Genomic DNA, 19,790 nt, shown 5'->3' on the forward strand with positions numbered 1-19,790 from the left:
GGGGCAAATAAAAAGCGCCTGCGGCTGCGCGATCTGACGTAGAATGGGTCGAATAACATGGAGTAAATCCCTTTAATATATTTTTACTTTTCTTGCTAGCTTTAAATTTAATCGATAGTTTGGTAGAAAGCTGAATAGTTCATTATCGTAACAAACTGATATTACTATGTCGATAAGCAAACTGTGAATCCGGTTGCAAAAATATGCTATTAGTAATCTTCAATCACTTTTTAGTTAAGCATTTTCTAAGCTGCCTGTGCGGCAGTGAACCTACAGTATAAACGTCAACGTCTGGCCATCCCACATTGACAACTTATTGATTAAAATTCCAAGGCATTAATGATTCAATGTTGTATTGTTTTTTTGGTAACTCCCTCAGTAAAAACATCAGGTAGTCAAAGGGAATAAGCCCATAGTCAATTGAATGATCGCAATAGGTTTCAACTAACTTATTCATGCTCGTTCCTTTTTGATCTGATCAGCCTTGGTCGAATGTTCTGATCCGGGAAGGAGCATTTAGTTCCATTTTTATTCTATTTCTTATCCAGAGTTGAGGTTAATCATGAAAAGCAGGAACTCGACAATCAGAACTGAAGTTTGTTGTGGTTCAATAAAACCGGACTGAAATTCTTCATTCTAGAGTCACAATAAAGTTTAAGTCAGAAAAAACTAAGAAATAACAAAGATAATTTTCTATCTCAAGTCAACTATTTTTTAAAACAAGCCCCTTTAAGAGATTGGATGACACGATATGCCAAATATTACTTCTTTCAAGCAGTGTTCGAAATAACTCTTCACAATACAAATGTTATGTTGTATCATAGCTTTTAGGTGTAATAAATTAGTAATTGATAGCAGTCAGCTTTATTATCATTAAAGAGTAATAATTATAGAGGTAAAGATTATTAGACTTGCTATCCTAACTAAGGATTATTTGGAGTAGGAATAAAGTAAATGATTAATACCAATACCGTTTTAGCTGACAGCCATGATTCGTTATACTTTTTCTCAGAAGAAAATACGCTTGAAAAGCTACCTCGAGCAATCCAAAACGATCAACCAGAAGTATTAACTCATATTTATCAAGAAATGATTAATATCGCTGTTTGGCAACGAGAGCTATCTTTATCACTTAAAAACTCTATCGATAGTTTTATTAAAGATAATCCCGTGTATCAAGTTGCTATGACTGTTGCACCACAAAATGTAATTGCAAATCTTAATCAAACTATCAGTAGTTCTGAGCAGTCGGAGCTCATTGAAAATATTGCAGAACTTGTGGATATGTTCTGTTGTTTATTTGAGTTAAGACATGCAGGTTTACGGTTAACAGTGTTAAATAATGCAATGTGCCCAAAGTTTCATGTTGATAGAGTTCCTTGTCGATTGGTGTCAACTTATCGAGGAATGGCAACACAATGGTTGCCAGATCATATAATTGATAGAACCAAACTTGGGGCTGGAAGTAATGGTAACCCTGATCATGAATCTGGGCTCTATTTGAATGAGAAAAATATCCAAAAACTTGAAGCAGGAGATGTTGCGTTATTAAAAGGTGAATTGTGGGAAAATAATGAAAATGCTGGTTTGGTGCATCGCTCTCCTATACTGCCGATTGGAGAAAGCCGATTATTATTGACCTTGGATTTTATCAACTAACTCATAACTGTTTGAATATTGACAAATATTGCGGATATTGGGCGACGGAATTAACACAAATTTTTGGTAGGATAATAGTTGTTTTATAAAGCAACTATTTTATAAAACTAGTGCTGAGTTTTTAAATTTATTAACCATAATGTATTTATTTAATGAGGTACTAACACTGTTTCTCAAAATAGCTTGACCCGTTAAAAATATCTATATACTGGGGCGCAGCTAGAAAGAAAGCCTCTTGTTTATCCCTACATTTCGTTGTTTTAAGTTTTCCTCGTCCTGAAGTTATAAGTACCAGTCTCATTTCATGCTATTCCGCCAATTTTGGCTTATTTAAATCGTAACTCAGGATGTATATTCATGTCTAATACAGTAAAAGGAACCGTTAAGTGGTTCAATGAATCTAAAGGTTTTGGTTTTATCGAGCAATCATCTGGTCCAGACGTTTTTGCTCACTTTTCAGAAATTCAAAGCTCTGGATTTAAGAGTTTAGTCGAAGGGCAAGCTGTTGAGTTTGTTATTACTCAAGGCCAAAAAGGTCCTCAAGCTGAAAAAATCGTTGCACTTTAAGTATAAAAAATTAGAACAAGCTATATTGAGTTTCAATCAATAAAAGCTCTTCCTATAAAAGGAAGTACAATTGTACTTCCTTTTTTTGTATTGGTTACTCAATAAATCCGTTGTATTTTTAAATAAAAATTTTTCAACAGTTAATAATTATTGTATCAATGATAAAAGGAGCCTGTTAGATGAAAAAGATGTTCGTTGGTAATTTGCCTTTAAAAGCTCGAGAAGCAGATCTTATAACGCTTTTTTCTGAATACGGTACTGTTCGAAGTGTAAAACTGGTTATGGATGTTTTTAGTGGTAATTGTAAAGGATTTGGTTTTGTAGAAATGGAAGGGCACGAAGCTCGGGCGGCAATTAAAGGCTTAAATGGAAAATCGTTTATGGATAAAGATATACAAGTGAAATTTGAAAGCCCAAGAGGAAAAGGGCGTTCGCGTTAATATCCGTTGTAAATACATATAAAGTTAACAGTCATTGATAAAAAGTACTCTCAACTAGCATATTTTATTAAATAGCATTCAAAAAAAACACAAACCCGAAAATAAAAATGTAATAAAAACAATTTTTATGTTGTAGTTATCTCGGTTATATATTTTCTATAGTGTTTAGTTTTCGGGTACATCATAAGCAAATTTTTTGTTTGTTAACCTTTCAATCAAGCATCAACTGATATTTCAGGTAAAAGTAAAAAGTCACAATTAAATCAATAATTTAAACGTTATGATGTAATGTATCTTTTTTGTATAAAAATAATATATGAAAGGCCATAACAATGATTTTATCACCGTTACAAGGAACACCAACTAAAAACCACGAACGTATAGATACTTTAGTTGTACTGCGAGGATTCGCTTTATTAGGCATTATGTTTATTAATATCTTTGTCTTTGCACATCCGGTAAATTGGTTTGATGTAGCATGGGACAAACTCAATGAAGATGTTTATCATTCAGAGTTATAGCGAGATTTTGGCCTATCGACTCAGTTTATTATCCAAGAAATTGTGGCAACCTACATTTAACTTTTTAATATTGGGATTATTTTTGTTTGGTGTTTATTTTGGAAAGAAAAAGTTGATTAATGAAGCGGGTAAAAATCGGGAAACGTTTATCAAATTAATCGCTATTGGTTTTTTTATTGGAATGGTCTTCAATGTACTATTTATTTGGGCCATGATCAAAATGCCTCCTGAAGTTGGTACCTTTTGGCGTTTTGCAATAAATCTGGGTACGTCTGGATCAGGAATATGCTTTACTTTAGTGTATGTAGCGATGATTAGTCTACTCATGCTTGGAAATGCTAAACGTTTTTTATATTGGTTTGCACCTGTTAGACGAATGGCTCTGACGCACTACTTATTGCAATCATTAATTGGTACTTGGATACTTTATGGATATGGTTTCGGATTAATGACCGAATTTAATTATAAACTGCAATTGATTTTTGTGATTTGTATGTTTACAGCACAAATGCTGCTGAGTTATTGGTGGTTGGCTCGATATCGTTTTGGACCGGTAGAGTGGCTGTGGCGTTCTTTGACTTATCGCCAACTTTTGCCTTTTAGAATAGAGAAAAAAGAAATGGCTTTTGTTAGTTAACCACATAAAAAAGCCAAGATTACCAATAATCTTAGCTTTTTTACTTGCTGATATTAGTGAAATTAAATCCAATAATAGTTTTAATTGGTTTTAATTAACCATTTAACTAGCCGGATATTCACAAGGATAACTTTGCTTGATAGCTTGATATACCCGAGTAAGTGTTGAGATGTCGGCATCTTGATTTTTTCTAATTTGCTGAGAAATATTTTCAACAACATCATTAATTACTGGGTTATCATCCCAGCAAAGCTGAGTTTCAGCAGTCAAGGGTTCTCTATTTTCAATTCGACTACCAATACGGGTTTCTATCGCTCGTTCTACAAAACTGCTTCGCTTTTTATCTTCAATAGTTTGCACATGCTTTTGTGCCATTAATAATCCATCGATAAAACCTTTAATGTAGCGAATGCATTGTGCACTTTCAGGATCAGTAAGTGTTAATTCTGTATCATCACATAAAGTTGAGAGTTCTTCGGTACTTAACGGGGAAAGTGCGTTGACCTTTAAACTGAAAGTGGCAAAAAGAACTGATATAAACAATGAGCTTATGAGTGGGGACAGCCATTTCATTTTAGATACCTCCATAAAAAAAGATGAGGACCAAACAATATTGGTCGAACTTGAGTCCTCACGCAAAATTTGAATAAAAGTGGAGCCTATTTACCCTCTCATAACTCAAATATTTAGTAAAATATATTTAATTTACGACTCATATTTATTATCATAAATATATCAACCTATACATAATATCTTTGTTTGAGATAAATATGCCTTTTCCACATTCGCGCTTTCACGCTAAAATTGGTACGTTTCGCCAACTAGAAATTTTTATAAAATTTGCTGAAACAGGTAGCATTAGTCAGACCGCAAATCTTTTGCACTTGGCACAACCATCGGTTTCTATTCAGCTAAAAAAGTTGTCAGATCATTTAGGGGTTCCCCTGGTTGAACAAGTCGGTCGCAAGCTTTATTTAACAGATGCCGGTAATGAATTATATAAAAGCTCATTAGAGATTTTTGACACATTAGGCCGACTTGAAAGTCGATTGGCGAGTCTGTCCGGATTGCAAGCCGGTCATTTAAAGCTTTCAGTTGTAACAACGGCGAAATATTTTTTTCCACATTTACTAGGACCTTTTTGTCAACGATATCCCGATATAGAGGTCTCTTTTAATATCGGTAATCGCGGGTCTATGATTAGTCGGCTGCGTGAAAACAAAGATGATTTTTATGTATTTAGTCATCCACCTGATGATATTGAAATAGAAAAATTCGAATTTGTTAATAATCCACTGGTCGTTGTTGTTCATGCAGAGCATCCTCTAGCCAATAAGAAAAATATCGATTTTGCCAAATTAAAAAATGATCCGTTTATTATGCGTGAACCTGGCTCGGGCACCCGTTTTGCTGTTGAAAAATATTTGCAGGATTCGGGAAATAGCGTAAATGAGAAAATGACCATTGAAAGTAATGAAGCGATAAAACACTCGGTGATGTCGAAACTGGGGATTTCAATACTATCTGTCCATACCTTGTCTCAAGCGACTAAATCTAGTTTTAAGATATTGAATGTAAAGGGTTTCCCACTTAAACACCACTGGTATGTCGTGTACCTTAAAAATAAACAGTTATCTGATGTTGCGCGAACATTTCTGGAGTTTCTTCAAGTTGAGGGGTCTGATTTGGCGGCTGAGTTATTAGATAACTCTGTGGCTAAAGGTTATGTATAAACGAGAGTATCAGCTAATTATTAATATATAGATATTTATAAATACAAAATAAAAACAAAATATATTTTAATCTATGTTTTGTTTCTGTCAAAATTCCACCAATTGAAATCCATCAATTATCATCGATGTCTATCAATGTTTATATTAACAAAACAGAGGAGGATCTTTAATTGAAAAATTTTCGACAGCTGGCTTTTTGTTTATTCACTGCGTTAATGCTAATTTCAGTTGGTGTCGTTACTGCATCAGAAAACGCTTACCACTGGGGGCTTTATGTTGTTGGTGGTTTATTATCGGTACTTTCTATTACGGCATATCGACAACAGCGTAGCAAAACTAATTATTCTATGGCGAATTTGAATGCTGACAGACCTTGATTTTGTTTGTCGTTTTAGAGCAGTTAGCAATTGAATCAAAGTGTTAACTTAATCTAAAAATAAATTACTCATAAAGTATTTAAATTGAAAGCTATAAATAAAAGGTAAAATAATCATGCAGCTTGATATTATCGTCTTGTTTTTTATTTTAGGGTTTATTGCTAAATTAATTGGGTCTGGGTTAAAACTACCCGATGGATTTCATCACGGGATCAGTGTTTTCTTAATGTTGGCCATCGGATTAAAAGGCGGTGCAGCGTTAGCTGAAAACTTATCGAGTGGCTTGTTAATTAAAGCATCATTTTTTATTTTGCTCGGTATGTTCTTACCCTTCATTGTGTTCCCAATATTGCGATGGATAGGTGATTTTGCTGCAAAAGATGCCGCGTCTATTGCTGCACATTATGGCTCAGTGAGTATTGGTACCTATGCGGTAGCTGTTGCCTTACTTGAATCTCAACAAATCAGCTATGAAAGCTACTTCCCTTTATTTGTCGTGCTACTAGAGTTTCCTGCAATGTTTGTTGCGGTTTATTTGGCAAACCAAAAAAGTCAAAGTATACCGGTTAAGCAATGGGTATCGCATATACTCAAAAATGAAAGTATTGTGTTACTTTTTGGTGGTTTAATTATTGGTCTGGTTGCACATGAGCAATCGAGCAAATTAACCCCGCTATTTAGTGAGTTATTTAGTGGTGTACTGGCATTATTCCTACTTTGTATGGGTATGGACGCGGCTGCTAAAGTGAATGACCTGAAAAAAGATGCTCCATTTTTAATGGCAGTGGGTACATTCGGACCAATGGTGAACGGGTTGATTGGCGGTGTGTTTGCCAGTTTATTAGGATTAAGTGCCGGTGGTATCTTTTTAACTATCGTGCTTAGCGCCAGTGCCTCATATATTGCGGTTCCGATTGCCATGCGCAGTTTAATTCCAGATGCAAATCACTCTTACGGTATGACAACATCTTTGGGTATTACCTTTCCGTTTAATATATTGGTGGGAATGCCGGTTTACTGGATTATGGCAGAATGGTTCGCTAAATAATAATCATACAAGTCACCTCAGTAATCAGTTTTATAACCTAACTGAAGTGATTTAAGTAATTAAAAAATTTTGGTTATGTATGACTTATAAACAGCGTTAACAGTCTGTATTGAGTAAAAAATAAATCTACTAAGCCAGTCTGGATTTTTCAAACGCTTTGCAGGCCTCGTCATGAAATTTGATGACAGGCTCTGTTGAAAAATCCAGACCAATTGATTTAACAAATTTCACTACAGCATAGCGTTCAGATGCTTTAGCATATTCTTTGGCCCATTGCTGATAGCTTTCAGTTTGACAGTCGACTGGCGATTTAATTTTAATGGTTCGAAAACGCATTCGGTAAGGTTTTGGGGTAATTCTGGCACGATAGCATTGTTGCTTTTGAGAGAGAGTAATGTATAGCCAATCAACATTCAGTTTTCTCATAATATGTTGGTAATGTTTTCCTTCTGGCGCCAAGTATTTTTTACCAATCACCCTGACACCTTTGGTTGTTTCATAAATGCGAAAGTCTTCCCCTAGCTCTGGGTATTTCTTTATTTGTTGCAAAAACTTAGCGACTATTCGCTCTTTTCTAGAGAGCTTTCTCATGCCATTAAACCAGTCAAAAAAGTTGAGAGGATAATCGTCTAAATCTAAAATCGTATATTGTTCCGTATTAATTATTTTTGCGCCGTAGCGGCAAATGGTAACAATATTAGCAGAATCAATGATTGTATCGACCTGTTCTTTAATTGGGATATCGTACTCAGATAATGGTTCTTTAGTTTGAATTCTTCGCTCAACTTGTTCACAGCGCTTTATCGCTTGTTCAAATGCGTCTTGTTCTGAAACATTTGAGCCAGATAAAATGTTAATCGATTCTTTTTGCGCACCAATGCGTATATTGAATTGTCGATTTACCCAGTATTGGTAATATTTCATAAAGCCTCAAAAAATTTTTATTGGTGTAATGGGGAAAGGCTATCTATTGACTAAAATTTTATATTTGCCACAATAAACAACAATTTAATGCAAGATATAATCATTTTTTATACATAAATCAAGTGGTTTAATCAGTACCTCAAAACTTTTACATTACACTTATGTGCTTTAGCTTTATGTATATGTTAAAGCCGCCCATGATAAATGAGTTAGTCTACGTCAATCCTCAAACAAGTTGGTCGCTCAATATTGCCATGTTCTTATATGTAGTGACTGTCTGCTGTAAATATTTTGGCGGATTTCAGTTTAATCAAAAGTATTTTCCTTATTGGTCACTAGCGTTACTGGTATTAGTCATTTATTGTTATGTTGCTGGATTTATTGAATTAGTTGCTATTGCCTGCGTTGGTTTTTTACTGTTGAACTGTGTGATTTTACAACAAGTCAATAATTATGTTGTAAAGTGGATTGTGGGGAGTTTGGCAGTTATTATCTTATTAATGTTGGGCTTTCATATGCTACCTGGATTTAATAACCAGCCAATTATTCAGCAGCAAATCATTAAAGGCAACTCTACACCTTTTAATTTAACGATCAATTTTGATAAGTCGTTAGGTGGATTGATATTCTTTTTAACCTTCATCCCAAAATTTAAGTTACCTAATTTCACAACTTTAAAACACAGTGCCATATTGTTAATTGGTATGCTGATTACCGTTTTGGGATTTGCCAGTCAAAATGAATTAGTTGCTTATAATCAAACCTATTTTTTTAAATTAAACTTTCTTATTTTATTTTTTTTGATACAGCTTTTTTCTACCTGTCTGGTTGAAGAAGTCTTTTTTAGGGGATTCATTCAAGCACGCCTTTATCAGTTATTTAACCCTAACCGACAAAATTTTTATTTTATACCATTATTGGTCACAGCCAGCTTGTTTGCTTTAGTTCATTTTTCGGGTGGAAGTATTTATATGCTTGGTGCTTTATTAGCAGGTTTAGGTTACGGTTTAATTTATCAAGTAAGCCGTCATATTGAATTTACTATTTTGGCACATGTCATATTGAACTTGACGCATTTGCTATTATTTACTTATCCACGATTAAACTAATCGTTATTGTTAGAAATTCAAATTAAAGGGTAAAGCGGACAGTATTTTTCTTGATAATAAAATCAACGAGCCTAATCCAAGTATAAAAGGGATACCAAAGTCAAATAGAAACCAGCGTATTAATTGACTACGCTGATGTTGCCAAAATCCTTCTTCAAACTGTTTAAGTGCATGTTCCATAAATACTGACTTGACTTGCATTTCGTTAATTAAATTTTCAAACTGATTTAAAATTGCGGTATAGTGCTGTTGATCAACTAATCGTTGGATATCGATCAATTTTTTTCGAAAAGTTGTATATTGATCGCAATGGCTTTTCCACCAAGAAAATAATGTAGATTGTCGCTTATCATGCACATTGGGTTCAAAAATTGGTGATGCAGCTTGCACCGCAACCTTGGCTTGAGGAATTTTTAAACCGGTTAATCTCAGTTGATTTTCTTTCAAGTTATCCCAAACCGCCCAATTAAAATGTATAAAAAAATATAATAAAGTTAAAGATAAGAAATAATAGATATGCAAGATTTGAATATTTTCAAATTTAATGCCGGCCAGTGTGATTTGATTTCCACTAATATTGGCAGAACCAATGGTTAAAATAATACCAATGATTGCTGTGATTAACAGATTTCGTCTTATTCGTTGGGTATTTGTGTCGAGTGGCTCTAAATTAGGTTTTAATAACAGGCTATCAAAATCCATGATAATTCCTTAAATTTACCAGTGCAGGTTAGCATACACTGTTGTTGAAGAGGTTAGAATTGGGTTAAACGGATATCATATCGATTGAGAGACTTTTTGGCTACAGTAATTACCTAAGCATTCTAACATTTAGTGCGCACTTGATTTAGCATCAGTTGATTCAAGCAACATCAATAAACACCCGAAATTTTCTGTGTCCTTATTGACTATACTAACAATAAGTGTACAAAATAATAACCTATCAAAAAATGCCTTAGAGGCTCTACTATGTTATTTGAATTTGTCTGATGATCTTATTAATTGTCTATATTCTGGTTGCGATACTATTTTCTTTTGCATGTTCTATTTTTGAGGCGGTTTTACTGAGTATTAATAATGCACATATTGCTATATTAGAAAAAAAACAGGACAAAACCGGCGCTCTGTTGAAAGATTTGAAAAAAGACATCAGCAAACCGTTAGCTGCAATACTCACTCTAAATACCATTGCGCACACTATTGGTGCCGCTGGTGCCGGTGCTCAAGCGGCTGCGGTATTTGGTAATGCCTACGTAGGCGTTGCATCTGCGGTGTTAACTTTATTGATTTTGGTGTTTTCTGAAATCATTCCTAAAACATTAGGGGCAACCTATTGGCGGCAATTAGCACCAATAACGGCTTTTTCCCTTAAGTATATGATTATCGTTTTATATCCCTTTGTTAAAATGTCTGAAATGATTACTGGGCGTTTGTCAGATGGACCGACACTTAACGGATTTAGTCGAGAAGAATTTGCCGCTATGGCAGAGCTCAGTTCGCAAGATGGATTGTTACTTAAACAAGAGTCAATATTTTTAAAAAATCTGCTAAAACTCAAGGGGTTATCGATAAAAGATGCCATGACACCAAGAACGGTGGTTTTTTCGCTGCCGCAAACGTTAACTGTAGAAGCATATTTTCATAAATATAATAAAGTCTCGTTTACTCGTATTCCGGTATTTGATGGTGATCATGAAAATATTACCGGTTATGTTTTTCGAAGTGACTTATTATTGGCGCAGGCTAGAAATAATTCCAAAATACCTTTAGAAAATTATCGACACCCGCTTCCCGCATTATTAGCAAGTATGTCACTTAGACATGCATTAAATGAGATGCTCGCTAAAAGAGTACATATGTTATTGGTTGTTAATGAGTATGGTGGTGTTGAAGGTATTATTACGCTCGAAGATGTCATGGAAACGATGCTTGGCTTTGAAATTGTTGATGAAAAAGATCAAGCGATAGATATGCAAAAAGAAGCCAAGAAGAAATGGAAACGTAAGCAAAATGATCAAAGCAACAACTAATCTTGTGGCTTTGATCTGTGTGCTATTTAAATTTTTCCACTAACAACAATAGTTGTTGGTAAATTATGTTTCTCAGATGTTGAATTTAATTGATTCGTTATTTTTGATTTTGCCAGCTCTTGTTTTGTATGAGTATTATTATCGCTAAATTGACGCATATAGTTAACCGTATCCATCGCTAAAAAATCTTTAGAAAAGTTAACAATACTTTTACCATTACATTTTAATTTATTCACAATAATTCGCTGTACATTTCTTTCAAATGGAACTGACATAAAGTCTTTAACGGCTCGACGGTAGTGTGACATCTGATTGTTTGCGGCATAGACACAAATTTTAGTTTCCAGTTTATTATCGCTGGCAACAAATCGAAGTTCATTGGCAAATGTGGTTGTCGAAAACAGGGTTGTTGTTGATATAATCGTGCTAAATAACACAGACTTGAATAACTTCATGTTCTAAACCTCGCTAACTAAAAACTTTATTTAATTCAATTCAAAATGTGATAGACATGGTTAGCCTAGCAATAAAATGATTATTTCAGTTATTGAATAATTATTTAAAACGGTGAAGTGAATGCTTTTTCAGTTAATTAATTGTGTCTGTTAATATAATTTTACAGTTATTCAAAGTTGGTCATAATCTATTGGTATGAATGAGTTTTAAAATAGTTGACTTTATATTGATTGAATATTGATTGATTGTTGATTGAACGCTGTGTAATAAGCGACAGTATATTCATTTTAATGATTATCGACAGGTTTAATATAAGCCATTTTTTCTTTTTGAATATTATAAGCGCGTTGTAAGCAATCAGTATGTGAAGAGAACATGTCAGGAATAATTGCATTGTCATGCATTAAACGCTGCTCAAGATTTTGCTCAGATTCTATTTGACCATTATGTAAGATGTGGGCGATATTAATGTCGCTATGTCTAATCAAGTAATAGCCAATTAATAAGCTACGGTGACAGTGCGAAGGATCTTTTTCTGCGCACATTAACGCAATATTAAATCCTTTTGTTAAACCATTTTTTAATCGCTCGATCCCTTGGTTAAACTTTGCTGATTGCATCAGTCGATCAAATTGAACTTGATAGTGCTCATTATAATGCTGACTATCTTTCGAACGAGGTCCGAGTAATTCACCAAAATCAACATACTTAATCTGATGATTGTTTAAATGCTGTTTGATATGGTGCTGGTGATAATCACTAAAGGCTTTGCTAAATGGAACAGAGCGAACATCAATTACAATATTAATAGCATATTTTTTTAGTTGTTCGATAAAAATGTTAATTGGCTTGGTTGCATAACCAATAGTGTAAATCGTTGATGACATTTATCGAACTACCGCGGCAGACTTAACCTGAGCCCAGACCACAGAGCCTTGTTTCAAATTTAATTGATGTAAAGATTTTTTGGTAATTCTAGCAATAAAATATTCGATTCGGCATTTTAAGCGAACCAGCACCATTGAAATATCGTGATCAGCTTTAATGTCAACAATTTCTACCTGGAATCGATTTAATATGCTGCTATCTTGGTGTTCACTCAATGCCAGACTGATATCTTTGGCCAAGATTCTCACTCTTACTGTTTTCGCTATTTCATCGCCGCCATCTTTTACCCAAAGTTTACCGCAGCCAAAATTGATTTGTATCAAGTGAAACTCTTCATCACGATTAATGACGGTGCCCTGTAATATCACGCCAATATCATCGTCAAAGCTATTAGGCAAATCGATTCTAGAAAATACCTCTTTGACTGTTCCCTGAGCGATGACTTTACCTTGATCTAAAACAAATACCTGATCAGCAAGTCTTGATACTTCGTTAATGGAATGGCTGACATAAATGATAGGAATAGCAAAGTTGGATTTGAGTTGTTCAAGGTATGGAATAATTGCTTGTTTTCTAATTCTATCCAGTGAAGCTAACGGTTCATCCAAAATAAGCAATTCGGGTTGAATCAATAAAGCTCTGGCAATGGCCACTCGCTGAGTTTCACCACCTGAAAGTTGATGAGGGTATTGATCTAAAATTGATTCAATGCCCATAATTTGAATGATTTTTTGTTCATCACTGGTTGAATATTGCTTTGGTGCTCTTTTGCTAGCATAGTTTAAATTACCGCGTGCAGTGAGGTGCTCAAATAGTAATGAATCTTGAAAAACATACCCTAGTGGTCGTTGATGAGTTGGTCTAAATGTTGATTCGTCTTGCCATACCGAATGATTAATAATTATTTTTGCGGAATTTGGCTTTTCAAGTCCTGCAATACAGCGTAATAAAGTTGTTTTGCCCGAACCTGAATGTCCAAAAATTGCGGTTACACCACTGCCTGGAAACTCTAAATTCACATCTAATATAAAAGGATTAGATTGATTTTGAATGCTACTGGATTTTTGATATTGGTGTTGAACACGCACATGAGTATTACCCTGAGGTGACGGCTGAGTTAATTCGTTCATATCAACTTCCAATAACACTTTTATTCATTGTCTGTTTACGTTGCAGCCAATAAAGCATCAGCAAAACAGTAAAGGAAAATATCAGCATAATTAAAGAAAGCTGATGGGCTTTGGCATAATTTAAAGTCTCGACGTGATCATAAATCTGAACCGATACAACGCGGGTTTCATCTGGAATATTTCCGCCAATCATTAATACCAGTCCAAATTCACCGACCGTATGAGCAAAACCCAGAATAGCTGCGGTAATAAAGCCTGATTTGGCTAATGGTAATACTACCGTGAAGAAACTCTCAATAGGACCTGCTCTCAACGTTGCGGCAACTTCGATGGGCTTGTTACCCAAGGCTTCAATCGCATTTTGAATAGGTTGTACAACAAATGGGAGAGAGTAAATAATTGATCCAATAACCAATCCCCAAAAAGTAAAAGGTAATAAACCCAACCCAAGACTTTGGGTGAATTGCCCAAAAATACCTTGCGGTCCCATGGCGACAAGCAGATAAAAACCAATAACGGTTGGTGGTAACACCAAAGGTAATGCCGTGATTGCCCCCACCGGTGTTTTTAACCACGAGCGAGTCTTCGCTAACCACCAGGCAAGAGGTGTTCCCAAAATTAATAAAATAATGGTGACGGTAGTAGCCAAGCGAAGTGTTAACCAAATGGTGGCTAAATCTGCCTCAGTTAATAGCATCATGATGATTCGACTCCTGCTGAACACGCAAATAACCATAATCAGTGATGATTTGTTGTGCTTGTTCGCTTTGTAAGAATGTCAACATCGCCTGTGCCGCCTGATTATGCTTCGCGCGTTTTAATAAAACGAGATCTTGTTTTATTGGTGCGTGCAATTCGGTCGGAATTGGCCACACTGAACCATGTGTCAAATGACCCTTATACCAAACTTGGGAAAGTGAAATAAATCCGAGGTCGGCATTGCGGCTACTGACAAACTGAAAGGTTTGCGCAATATTTTCGCCATAAATTAATCGTGATTTAACCGTAGAATAAAGTTTTAAGTGATTTAAAACCTCGATAGCGGCTGCACCATATGGCGCAATATCAGGGTTTGCAACTGCAATTTTATTTAGCGTGCTCTTGCTGAGCGATTGGGCACGTATCTTTTGTTGCTGTGGATAATTCGACCAGAGTGCTAATCGGCCTATTGCATAAGTTTGGCGAGTGTTGTTTACGATTCGTTGCTGTTGTTCAAGTGCCAATGGTTTGGCTTGGTCGGCCGATAAAAAAATATCAAAAGGTGCGCCATGAATAATCTGCGCGTAGATTTTCCCAGAAGATGCGTAAGAAAGTTTTGCTTGATGGGGAGTTTGATGCATAAATTGACTGACAATAGCTTGCATGGGTTTTGCAAAGTTTGATGCAACAGCAATATTAACTGTTTCTGCCCTCAAACTGTGGCTGCCAACACCTAATAAAAAGCTAAAAAATATCAGTGTTACTTTCATCGAATAGTGCGAATGTTACCGTTAAAAAGTAGGGGTTACTCCCGCCAATGTGAGAAGATTATATATTGCTTTGCGCGAAACAGCTACGCCTGGTTTGGTTTTTAAATTTTTTGCTGAGATAATTGAATATGTAATGAAAACAAAGTGATTGATATTTTGTTGGTAAAATAACACACATTAATTAATTTTATATTAAAAGTGTGATTTGTGCTGCAATGTTGAATAATTAACGTTATTCTGTTCAAAAAATCTAATGATTGTGTCGGTAAAAAATTAACAAACCGTTACATTCTAAATTTAAAATCCTATTGGCTTATTCGTACGCTTTTTCAATAGGTCATAAAGCTGCATTAATAAGCGAGTCGATTAATATTCGATCATTGAATGAATTATTGACTTGATCGTTATTTAAGATGTCGCTAAATTCGAATAAGAAATTTAAGCTTGTATTGCGCTAAATCGCGCTATTGAAGATTACCATTGGCTTTTGGTACGAATGTTATGCTGGGATATATTCGAAAGAATCTGATTTGAGTTGAAAAAACAGACTTAAATAAAATATTGAAACGAGAAAAACTTGGTTGTCCATTATGGGAATGATCCGCTCTAAAATTTTTTTTAATTATTTTAAATTTCGTAAGCAACGTCAGCATTTTACGCGCCAACTTCATGCTACTTTTACTCAAAGATTAGTTCGCTTGATGGCGTTGATGTTTTTTTTAGTGTTTATGCATACCTTTGCAATGGTTTATTTTGAAGATATGAAGTTCGGCGATGGACTCTGGTTAACCGTTACCACCTTAAATACTGTCGGCTATGGTGATTTTTCTAGTGCTACAACGGCTGGGCGCTGGAGTACTTTTATCTTTTTGTATTTATTTGGTATTTCGTTATTAGGATTAATTTTTGGTGAATACATTGAATATCGGTACAATCGACGTGAGTTGAAACTATTTGGTCAGTGGAGTTGGAAAAACATGAATGAGCATATTTTAATAATTAATACCCCCAATTCGGATCCTGATGGATATTTAACCAAACTGATTAATGAAATTAGAAAAACACCTGAATTGGAAAATCTATGTATTCAGATTATTACACGTAAGTACCAAAAAGGTTTGCCCCATAATATTACCAAGCTAGATGTTGTGCATACTACTGGGCGATCAGAAGATTCCGAAATTTTATTAAAAGCCAATGTCGATAAGGCTAAGTACATTTTAATTATTGCGCGAGACTCAAGTGATAGTCTGTCTGACTCTTTGACATTTGATATTTTAAGTCGAATTAAAGATATTGGTTCGCAGGCAATTATTGCCGCAGAAGTTGTACGTGATGAAAATAGAGAGCGATTACGACGAATCGGTGCACATGCCGTTGTCAGACCTGTACGTGCTTATCCTGAACTAATCATTCGCGCCGCTACTTCACCGGGTACCGAAGAAGTTCTGGAAAATTTATTTAGCCATAGTGGTGCGCATATGTACCGAATCAATATTGAGTTTTCTGCTGTTCAATGGAAAGCACTAGTGATGAATGTGTTAGAAAATGACGCAGGTTTACCTGTTGCTTATATGAACAATGAAGGAAAAATTAAAGTCAATCCGAAACCCGATGAGTTGTGTAGTGGCAAAAGTGTGATTACTATGGTTTATGAAAAACAAAATAAAAATCAAATTGCTGAAAAAATAAGAACCTGTTTGGTTTAACAGCTGTGTCTTATTTTATGATTAGCATAAGCGTATTATTACTATTAATAGAGTGACAAATCAGGATATTCATAATGTACTTAAAAAAAATATTGATGGTGTTTGGGTTGTTGTTGGTGCTCGGCGGTTGTGAAAGCGTCAAATTAAAAACATTGGAGCAACTGGGCTATGAAAAGCGAGATATTTTAACGGGAAGAATTGAAAAAGCAAAAGATTCGCAAGAAGAAGCCAAAGAGCAATTTGCCTCAGCATTGGAAGAGTTTCAGAGTGTGGTAAAGTTTGATGGCGGTGAACTGGAAGCAGTTTATAATCGATTAAACGAACAGTTTAAAAAGAGTCAACAAAGCGCACAGGCCGTTTCTGACAGGATTGACAGTGTTGAATATGTTGCTGAAAAGCTATTTGATGAATGGCAAACTGAGTTATCCCAGTACTCGAGTGCCAGTTTAAAACAAAAAAGTCAACTTAAGTTGAATCAAACCAAAAAGCGCTATGCAGCCTTGATAAAGACAATGAAAAAAGTTGAGAAAAAAATGCAGCCGGTGCTAGCGGTATTTCAGGATCAAGTCTTATATTTAAAGCACAATTTAAATGCGCGGGCAATAGATGCAATCAAAGAGGAACTTTCGGGTATCAAAAAAGATGTATCTGTATTGATTAAACAGATGAACCAATCAATTAGTGAATCTAATCAATTTATAAAACAGATGGAAAATTAATTGTTAACACGCCGAAAGAAATGATGATTTGATACAGCAAAATGTTAGATTAAAACTAGGGTAAAATAAATAGTTAATTCCAGATATTGAATCAAAATTAAAAATAACTATAAAAATTTAGGGGATATTGATACAAATCAAATTCAAATAGTAAATGAAAAATATACTTATTGAGATTAATTTTAAAAAAACATTTCATTCATTTACTTGGTAGTTGATTTTTATCAATAATTTTATTTTTATATAGATTACCAGCGTTTTATTTATAAAGGTCAGTCAGATGTTTCAGCGTGCAGTAACCTTATATCAGGATGATACTCATCATTGTCTTTCATTTATTGATTTAGTCAAAGGTGAGGGTATTCAATCCAATCAATTTATGATTCTCGATAGTGAACGGGCGGCCTTAATTGATCCCGGTGGAGATTTGACCTTCGCTCCGTTAACTGTAGAAATAGCCAGGCATTCATCCATTGATAATGTGGATTATATTCTTGCCTCACATCAAGATCCTGACATTATAGCCAGCTTGCCCAAATGGCTAATGAAAACACCCGCTAAAATTATCACTTCAAAATTATGGTCACGTTTTTTGCCACACTTAGTGCCTGGATATTTAAGTGATCAAAAAGGGATGTCAATGTCAGAAAGGATTATCGGCTTACCTGATCGCGGCGGACCCATTAAGTTGGGGCGAAGTGAGATTATTGCGATTCCAGCACACTTTTTACATTCGGTCGGTAATTTTCAGTTTTTTGATGTAAAAAGTCGTATTTTATTTTCGGGAGATATGGGGGCGTCATTGGTTGAAGGTGATGAGGCAATGAGGCCTGTTACTGATTTTGAAGCGCATATTCCCACCATGAAAGGCTTTCACAAACGATATATGACTGCAAATAAAGCTTGTCGATTATGGGCGAATATGGTCAAGACACTGAATGTATCGATGATAGTACCACAGCATGGCAAACCATTTGCTGGTAAGCAAATTGGTGAATTTCTGGCTTGGATTAGTGAGCTTCAGTGTGGGGTTGATCTCATTGATGAAAATTTCTATATGCCAGAAGTTTCAGCATTTGAATATATTGCCTAAAGTAACATTATTAAAACCAACTTATTATGCTCAAAACTTGTGCTGTATATAAGCAGAACAAGTCTGACTACGCTTCCCAATTGAACAAATATCGCCTATCGAAACGTGTTATAATTGGGGTTTTCCTTAAACAAGAAGAGTGGTAATGAGTAATCAATATAACACACACGAATTAAAAGCCAGCTACGGCGTTGGTCGAAACATGGGTATGCAGTTGTTGAATCAATCTTTTGATGGTTTAGCAATAGATGCTGTAGCCAAAGGTTTAATCGATGCTTTTAATCAAGCTGAAAGCCTAGTTAGCGAAAATGAATTAAATGAGTCTTTTCAGCATATTACCAAAATTATGCAAGCAAAACAGGCTGAACTTTCACAAGGTGTTATTGAAGAAGGTAAACGCTTTTTATCCGAAAACTCAAAAAAAGATGGTGTCACTGTAACTGAGTCAGGATTGCAATATGAAGTGATTACCGCAGGAGAAGGGGAAAAACCAACTGCTTCTTCACGTGTACAAACTCACTATCACGGTACATTAATTGATGGTACGGTATTTGATAGTTCTTATGAACGTGGTCAACCTGCAGAATTTGCAGTTAATGGTGTGATTGCTGGTTGGACGGAAGCGCTACAATTGATGAATGTGGGTGCAAAGTGGCGATTAACGATTCCTTATGAATTAGCTTATGGTGAAAGAGGTGCTGGTAATGCGATCGGTCCCTACTCAACATTAGTTTTTGATGTGGAATTATTAGCTATTCTTGATTAATTGCTATTTAACCTCAACTTATTTTTAGATTCAAGCACCGCCTTTTAATTGATATTTTATCAACCATAAAAGGGGGTGACTCATAGGAGGGATTATTTACTCTCTATGTTTAATCCCGCAACTTTATTAAACAAATCATCATAGTCACGCTTTTTTTAATAGCTAAAGCATCGATAATAATTATTAAGTTGTTAATTCGATAGTGCTGTATGTGATCACTGTTGAATCTTTCAATCATAGTGTGGTGCTATTCCCTGATTAACTTAAGCTTTTCCTTTATTGCTTTAATAAGATATTGACTATAATTATTTTACTTGAATGATTAAGCTTTTCACTGATTCTTCTGTAGAGAAATATTACTTCAGTCATCACTAAGTTTAAAAAGTACCATCGAGTTTAAATAGATAGGTAGTCGCCCCTGAAAAAAGCCTAACCTTCTGATATTTAACAAATAATCTCTAATCAAGAACCCCTTTTTCGACCAAAAATGTTAGAATAACTCTCAACTTTTTGGT

23 protein-coding genes are annotated in these 19,790 nt (G+C 35.0%); 14 read left to right on the forward strand and 9 right to left on the reverse strand.

The annotated features are described in order from the left end of the window. Positions 1-313: 313 nt before the first annotated feature. A complete protein-coding gene (locus tag ABVT42_RS20445) occupies positions 314-457 on the reverse strand; it encodes a hypothetical protein (RefSeq protein ID WP_353897793.1) in 144 nt (47 codons plus the stop codon). A 497-nt stretch (positions 458-954) separates the two neighbouring features. On the opposite strand from ABVT42_RS20445, the gene ABVT42_RS20450 reads away from it, so the two are divergent. The 5 genes from ABVT42_RS20450 to ABVT42_RS20470 all read left to right on the forward strand — a co-directional run bounded on the left by ABVT42_RS20450 (position 955) and on the right by ABVT42_RS20470 (position 3,824). Further along, positions 955-1,659 carry a DUF1826 domain-containing protein gene (locus tag ABVT42_RS20450; protein WP_353897792.1) on the forward strand — a complete coding sequence of 235 codons (705 nt, stop codon included), beginning with the start codon at positions 955-957 and terminating at the stop codon, positions 1,657-1,659. A gap of 357 nt (positions 1,660-2,016) precedes the next feature. Next, positions 2,017-2,226 (forward strand): cold-shock protein, encoded by a 210-nt coding sequence (locus tag ABVT42_RS20455; RefSeq protein ID WP_353897791.1) that lies wholly within the window; start codon positions 2,017-2,019, stop codon positions 2,224-2,226. A 179-nt stretch (positions 2,227-2,405) separates the two neighbouring features. Continuing rightward, complete coding sequence (locus ABVT42_RS20460) at positions 2,406-2,666, forward strand: RNA recognition motif domain-containing protein (RefSeq protein ID WP_353897790.1); 261 nt, start codon at positions 2,406-2,408, stop codon at positions 2,664-2,666. A 332-nt stretch (positions 2,667-2,998) separates the two neighbouring features. Then, positions 2,999-3,187, forward strand: a complete 189-nt coding sequence (locus ABVT42_RS20465; protein WP_353897789.1) for a hypothetical protein — start codon at positions 2,999-3,001, stop codon at positions 3,185-3,187. Beyond that, positions 3,159-3,824: a DUF418 domain-containing protein gene (locus ABVT42_RS20470; RefSeq protein WP_353897788.1), complete on the forward strand. Its 666-nt coding sequence runs from the start codon at positions 3,159-3,161 to the stop codon at positions 3,822-3,824. The genes ABVT42_RS20465 and ABVT42_RS20470 overlap by 29 nt, the downstream gene beginning before the upstream one ends. 102 nt (positions 3,825-3,926) lie before the next feature. Here the strand turns inward: ABVT42_RS20470 and ABVT42_RS20475 are convergent, their stop codons facing one another. Next, on the reverse strand, positions 3,927-4,397 hold the full coding sequence (locus ABVT42_RS20475) for a Rap1a/Tai family immunity protein (RefSeq protein WP_353897787.1): 471 nt from the start codon (positions 4,395-4,397) through the stop codon (positions 3,927-3,929). 197 nt (positions 4,398-4,594) lie between these two features. On the opposite strand from ABVT42_RS20475, the gene ABVT42_RS20480 reads away from it, so the two are divergent. From ABVT42_RS20480 to ABVT42_RS20490, 3 genes are all read left to right on the forward strand, one after another. Continuing rightward, positions 4,595-5,557 (forward strand): LysR family transcriptional regulator, encoded by a 963-nt coding sequence (locus tag ABVT42_RS20480; protein ID WP_353897786.1) that lies wholly within the window; start codon positions 4,595-4,597, stop codon positions 5,555-5,557. Between the two features lie 170 nt (positions 5,558-5,727). After that, on the forward strand, positions 5,728-5,934 hold the full coding sequence (locus tag ABVT42_RS20485) for a hypothetical protein (RefSeq protein ID WP_353897785.1): 207 nt from the start codon (positions 5,728-5,730) through the stop codon (positions 5,932-5,934). A 115-nt stretch (positions 5,935-6,049) separates the two neighbouring features. Continuing rightward, entirely contained in the window at positions 6,050-6,982 is a 933-nt protein-coding gene (locus tag ABVT42_RS20490; RefSeq protein ID WP_353897784.1) for a sodium-dependent bicarbonate transport family permease, read from the forward strand. Between the two features lie 129 nt (positions 6,983-7,111). Here ABVT42_RS20490 and ABVT42_RS20495 read toward each other — a convergent pair whose 3' ends face one another. Next, complete coding sequence (locus tag ABVT42_RS20495) at positions 7,112-7,906, reverse strand: hypothetical protein (RefSeq protein WP_353897783.1); 795 nt, start codon at positions 7,904-7,906, stop codon at positions 7,112-7,114. Positions 7,907-8,082: 176 nt separating this feature from the next. On the opposite strand from ABVT42_RS20495, the gene ABVT42_RS20500 reads away from it, so the two are divergent. After that, complete coding sequence (locus tag ABVT42_RS20500; protein WP_353897782.1) at positions 8,083-9,015, forward strand: CPBP family intramembrane glutamic endopeptidase; 933 nt, start codon at positions 8,083-8,085, stop codon at positions 9,013-9,015. A 9-nt stretch (positions 9,016-9,024) separates the two neighbouring features. Here the strand turns inward: ABVT42_RS20500 and ABVT42_RS20505 are convergent, their stop codons facing one another. Then, a complete protein-coding gene (locus tag ABVT42_RS20505) occupies positions 9,025-9,717 on the reverse strand; it encodes a hypothetical protein (RefSeq protein ID WP_353897781.1) in 693 nt (230 codons plus the stop codon). A gap of 287 nt (positions 9,718-10,004) precedes the next feature. Here ABVT42_RS20505 and ABVT42_RS20510 point away from each other — a divergent pair, with 287 nt between their 5' ends. Continuing rightward, complete coding sequence (locus ABVT42_RS20510) at positions 10,005-11,045, forward strand: CNNM domain-containing protein (protein WP_353897780.1); 1,041 nt, start codon at positions 10,005-10,007, stop codon at positions 11,043-11,045. 26 nt (positions 11,046-11,071) lie between these two features. On the opposite strand, the gene ABVT42_RS20515 is transcribed toward ABVT42_RS20510, so the two are convergent. From ABVT42_RS20515 to modA, 5 genes are all read right to left on the reverse strand, one after another. After that, positions 11,072-11,500, reverse strand: a complete 429-nt coding sequence (locus tag ABVT42_RS20515) for a hypothetical protein (protein WP_353897779.1) — start codon at positions 11,498-11,500, stop codon at positions 11,072-11,074. A gap of 288 nt (positions 11,501-11,788) precedes the next feature. Beyond that, positions 11,789-12,388: a DUF488 domain-containing protein gene (locus ABVT42_RS20520; protein WP_353897778.1), complete on the reverse strand. Its 600-nt coding sequence runs from the start codon at positions 12,386-12,388 to the stop codon at positions 11,789-11,791. Continuing rightward, positions 12,389-13,519, reverse strand: coding sequence for a molybdenum ABC transporter ATP-binding protein (gene modC / locus ABVT42_RS20525; protein WP_353897777.1), 1,131 nt, complete (start codon positions 13,517-13,519; stop codon positions 12,389-12,391). Between the two features lies 1 nt (position 13,520). After that, complete coding sequence (gene modB / locus ABVT42_RS20530) at positions 13,521-14,216, reverse strand: molybdate ABC transporter permease subunit (protein WP_353897801.1); 696 nt, start codon at positions 14,214-14,216, stop codon at positions 13,521-13,523. Further along, entirely contained in the window at positions 14,203-14,988 is a 786-nt protein-coding gene (gene modA, locus ABVT42_RS20535; protein WP_353897776.1) for a molybdate ABC transporter substrate-binding protein, read from the reverse strand. Before modA ends, modB begins: the two co-directional genes overlap by 14 nt. Before the next feature lie 590 nt (positions 14,989-15,578). Between modA and ABVT42_RS20540 the strand changes: the two genes are divergently transcribed. The 4 genes from ABVT42_RS20540 to ABVT42_RS20555 all read left to right on the forward strand — a co-directional run bounded on the left by ABVT42_RS20540 (position 15,579) and on the right by ABVT42_RS20555 (position 19,275). After that, positions 15,579-16,697, forward strand: a complete 1,119-nt coding sequence (locus ABVT42_RS20540; RefSeq protein ID WP_353897775.1) for a potassium channel family protein — start codon at positions 15,579-15,581, stop codon at positions 16,695-16,697. Positions 16,698-16,771: 74 nt separating this feature from the next. Beyond that, a complete protein-coding gene (locus tag ABVT42_RS20545) occupies positions 16,772-17,416 on the forward strand; it encodes a DUF2959 domain-containing protein (RefSeq protein WP_353897774.1) in 645 nt (214 codons plus the stop codon). Positions 17,417-17,696: 280 nt separating this feature from the next. Next, positions 17,697-18,509, forward strand: coding sequence for an oxygen-binding di-iron domain-containing protein (locus ABVT42_RS20550; protein WP_353897773.1), 813 nt, complete (start codon positions 17,697-17,699; stop codon positions 18,507-18,509). 145 nt (positions 18,510-18,654) lie between these two features. Then, complete coding sequence (locus ABVT42_RS20555) at positions 18,655-19,275, forward strand: FKBP-type peptidyl-prolyl cis-trans isomerase (protein WP_353897772.1); 621 nt, start codon at positions 18,655-18,657, stop codon at positions 19,273-19,275. Positions 19,276-19,790: the final 515 nt, after the last annotated feature.

The sequence above is a fragment of the Aliikangiella maris genome (assembly GCF_040719265.1).
Taxonomy (GTDB): domain Bacteria; phylum Pseudomonadota; class Gammaproteobacteria; order Enterobacterales; family Kangiellaceae; genus Aliikangiella; species Aliikangiella maris.

What these genes read in the sequence shown, in the direction of transcription:
- ABVT42_RS20450 (WP_353897792.1), top strand. Translation starts at nt 955, where the DNA reads ATGATTAATACCAATACCGTTTTAGCTGACAGCCATGATTCGTTATAC.
- modA (WP_353897776.1), bottom strand. Translation starts at nt 14,988, where the DNA reads ATGAAAGTAACACTGATATTTTTTAGCTTTTTATTAGGTGTTGGCAGC.
- ABVT42_RS20555 (WP_353897772.1), top strand. Translation starts at nt 18,655, where the DNA reads ATGAGTAATCAATATAACACACACGAATTAAAAGCCAGCTACGGCGTT.
- ABVT42_RS20445 (WP_353897793.1), bottom strand. Translation starts at nt 457, where the DNA reads ATGAATAAGTTAGTTGAAACCTATTGCGATCATTCAATTGACTATGGG.
- ABVT42_RS20455 (WP_353897791.1), top strand. Translation starts at nt 2,017, where the DNA reads ATGTCTAATACAGTAAAAGGAACCGTTAAGTGGTTCAATGAATCTAAA.
- ABVT42_RS20540 (WP_353897775.1), top strand. Translation starts at nt 15,579, where the DNA reads ATGGGAATGATCCGCTCTAAAATTTTTTTTAATTATTTTAAATTTCGT.
- ABVT42_RS20515 (WP_353897779.1), bottom strand. Translation starts at nt 11,500, where the DNA reads ATGAAGTTATTCAAGTCTGTGTTATTTAGCACGATTATATCAACAACA.
- ABVT42_RS20490 (WP_353897784.1), top strand. Translation starts at nt 6,050, where the DNA reads ATGCAGCTTGATATTATCGTCTTGTTTTTTATTTTAGGGTTTATTGCT.
- ABVT42_RS20470 (WP_353897788.1), top strand. Translation starts at nt 3,159, where the DNA reads ATGAAGATGTTTATCATTCAGAGTTATAGCGAGATTTTGGCCTATCGA.
- ABVT42_RS20520 (WP_353897778.1), bottom strand. Translation starts at nt 12,388, where the DNA reads ATGTCATCAACGATTTACACTATTGGTTATGCAACCAAGCCAATTAAC.
- ABVT42_RS20545 (WP_353897774.1), top strand. Translation starts at nt 16,772, where the DNA reads ATGTACTTAAAAAAAATATTGATGGTGTTTGGGTTGTTGTTGGTGCTC.
- ABVT42_RS20550 (WP_353897773.1), top strand. Translation starts at nt 17,697, where the DNA reads ATGTTTCAGCGTGCAGTAACCTTATATCAGGATGATACTCATCATTGT.
- ABVT42_RS20500 (WP_353897782.1), top strand. Translation starts at nt 8,083, where the DNA reads ATGTATATGTTAAAGCCGCCCATGATAAATGAGTTAGTCTACGTCAAT.
- ABVT42_RS20465 (WP_353897789.1), top strand. Translation starts at nt 2,999, where the DNA reads ATGATTTTATCACCGTTACAAGGAACACCAACTAAAAACCACGAACGT.
- ABVT42_RS20505 (WP_353897781.1), bottom strand. Translation starts at nt 9,717, where the DNA reads ATGGATTTTGATAGCCTGTTATTAAAACCTAATTTAGAGCCACTCGAC.
- ABVT42_RS20480 (WP_353897786.1), top strand. Translation starts at nt 4,595, where the DNA reads ATGCCTTTTCCACATTCGCGCTTTCACGCTAAAATTGGTACGTTTCGC.
- ABVT42_RS20475 (WP_353897787.1), bottom strand. Translation starts at nt 4,397, where the DNA reads ATGAAATGGCTGTCCCCACTCATAAGCTCATTGTTTATATCAGTTCTT.
- ABVT42_RS20495 (WP_353897783.1), bottom strand. Translation starts at nt 7,906, where the DNA reads ATGAAATATTACCAATACTGGGTAAATCGACAATTCAATATACGCATT.
- ABVT42_RS20460 (WP_353897790.1), top strand. Translation starts at nt 2,406, where the DNA reads ATGAAAAAGATGTTCGTTGGTAATTTGCCTTTAAAAGCTCGAGAAGCA.
- modC (WP_353897777.1), bottom strand. Translation starts at nt 13,519, where the DNA reads ATGAACGAATTAACTCAGCCGTCACCTCAGGGTAATACTCATGTGCGT.
- ABVT42_RS20510 (WP_353897780.1), top strand. Translation starts at nt 10,005, where the DNA reads ATGATCTTATTAATTGTCTATATTCTGGTTGCGATACTATTTTCTTTT.
- modB (WP_353897801.1), bottom strand. Translation starts at nt 14,216, where the DNA reads ATGCTATTAACTGAGGCAGATTTAGCCACCATTTGGTTAACACTTCGC.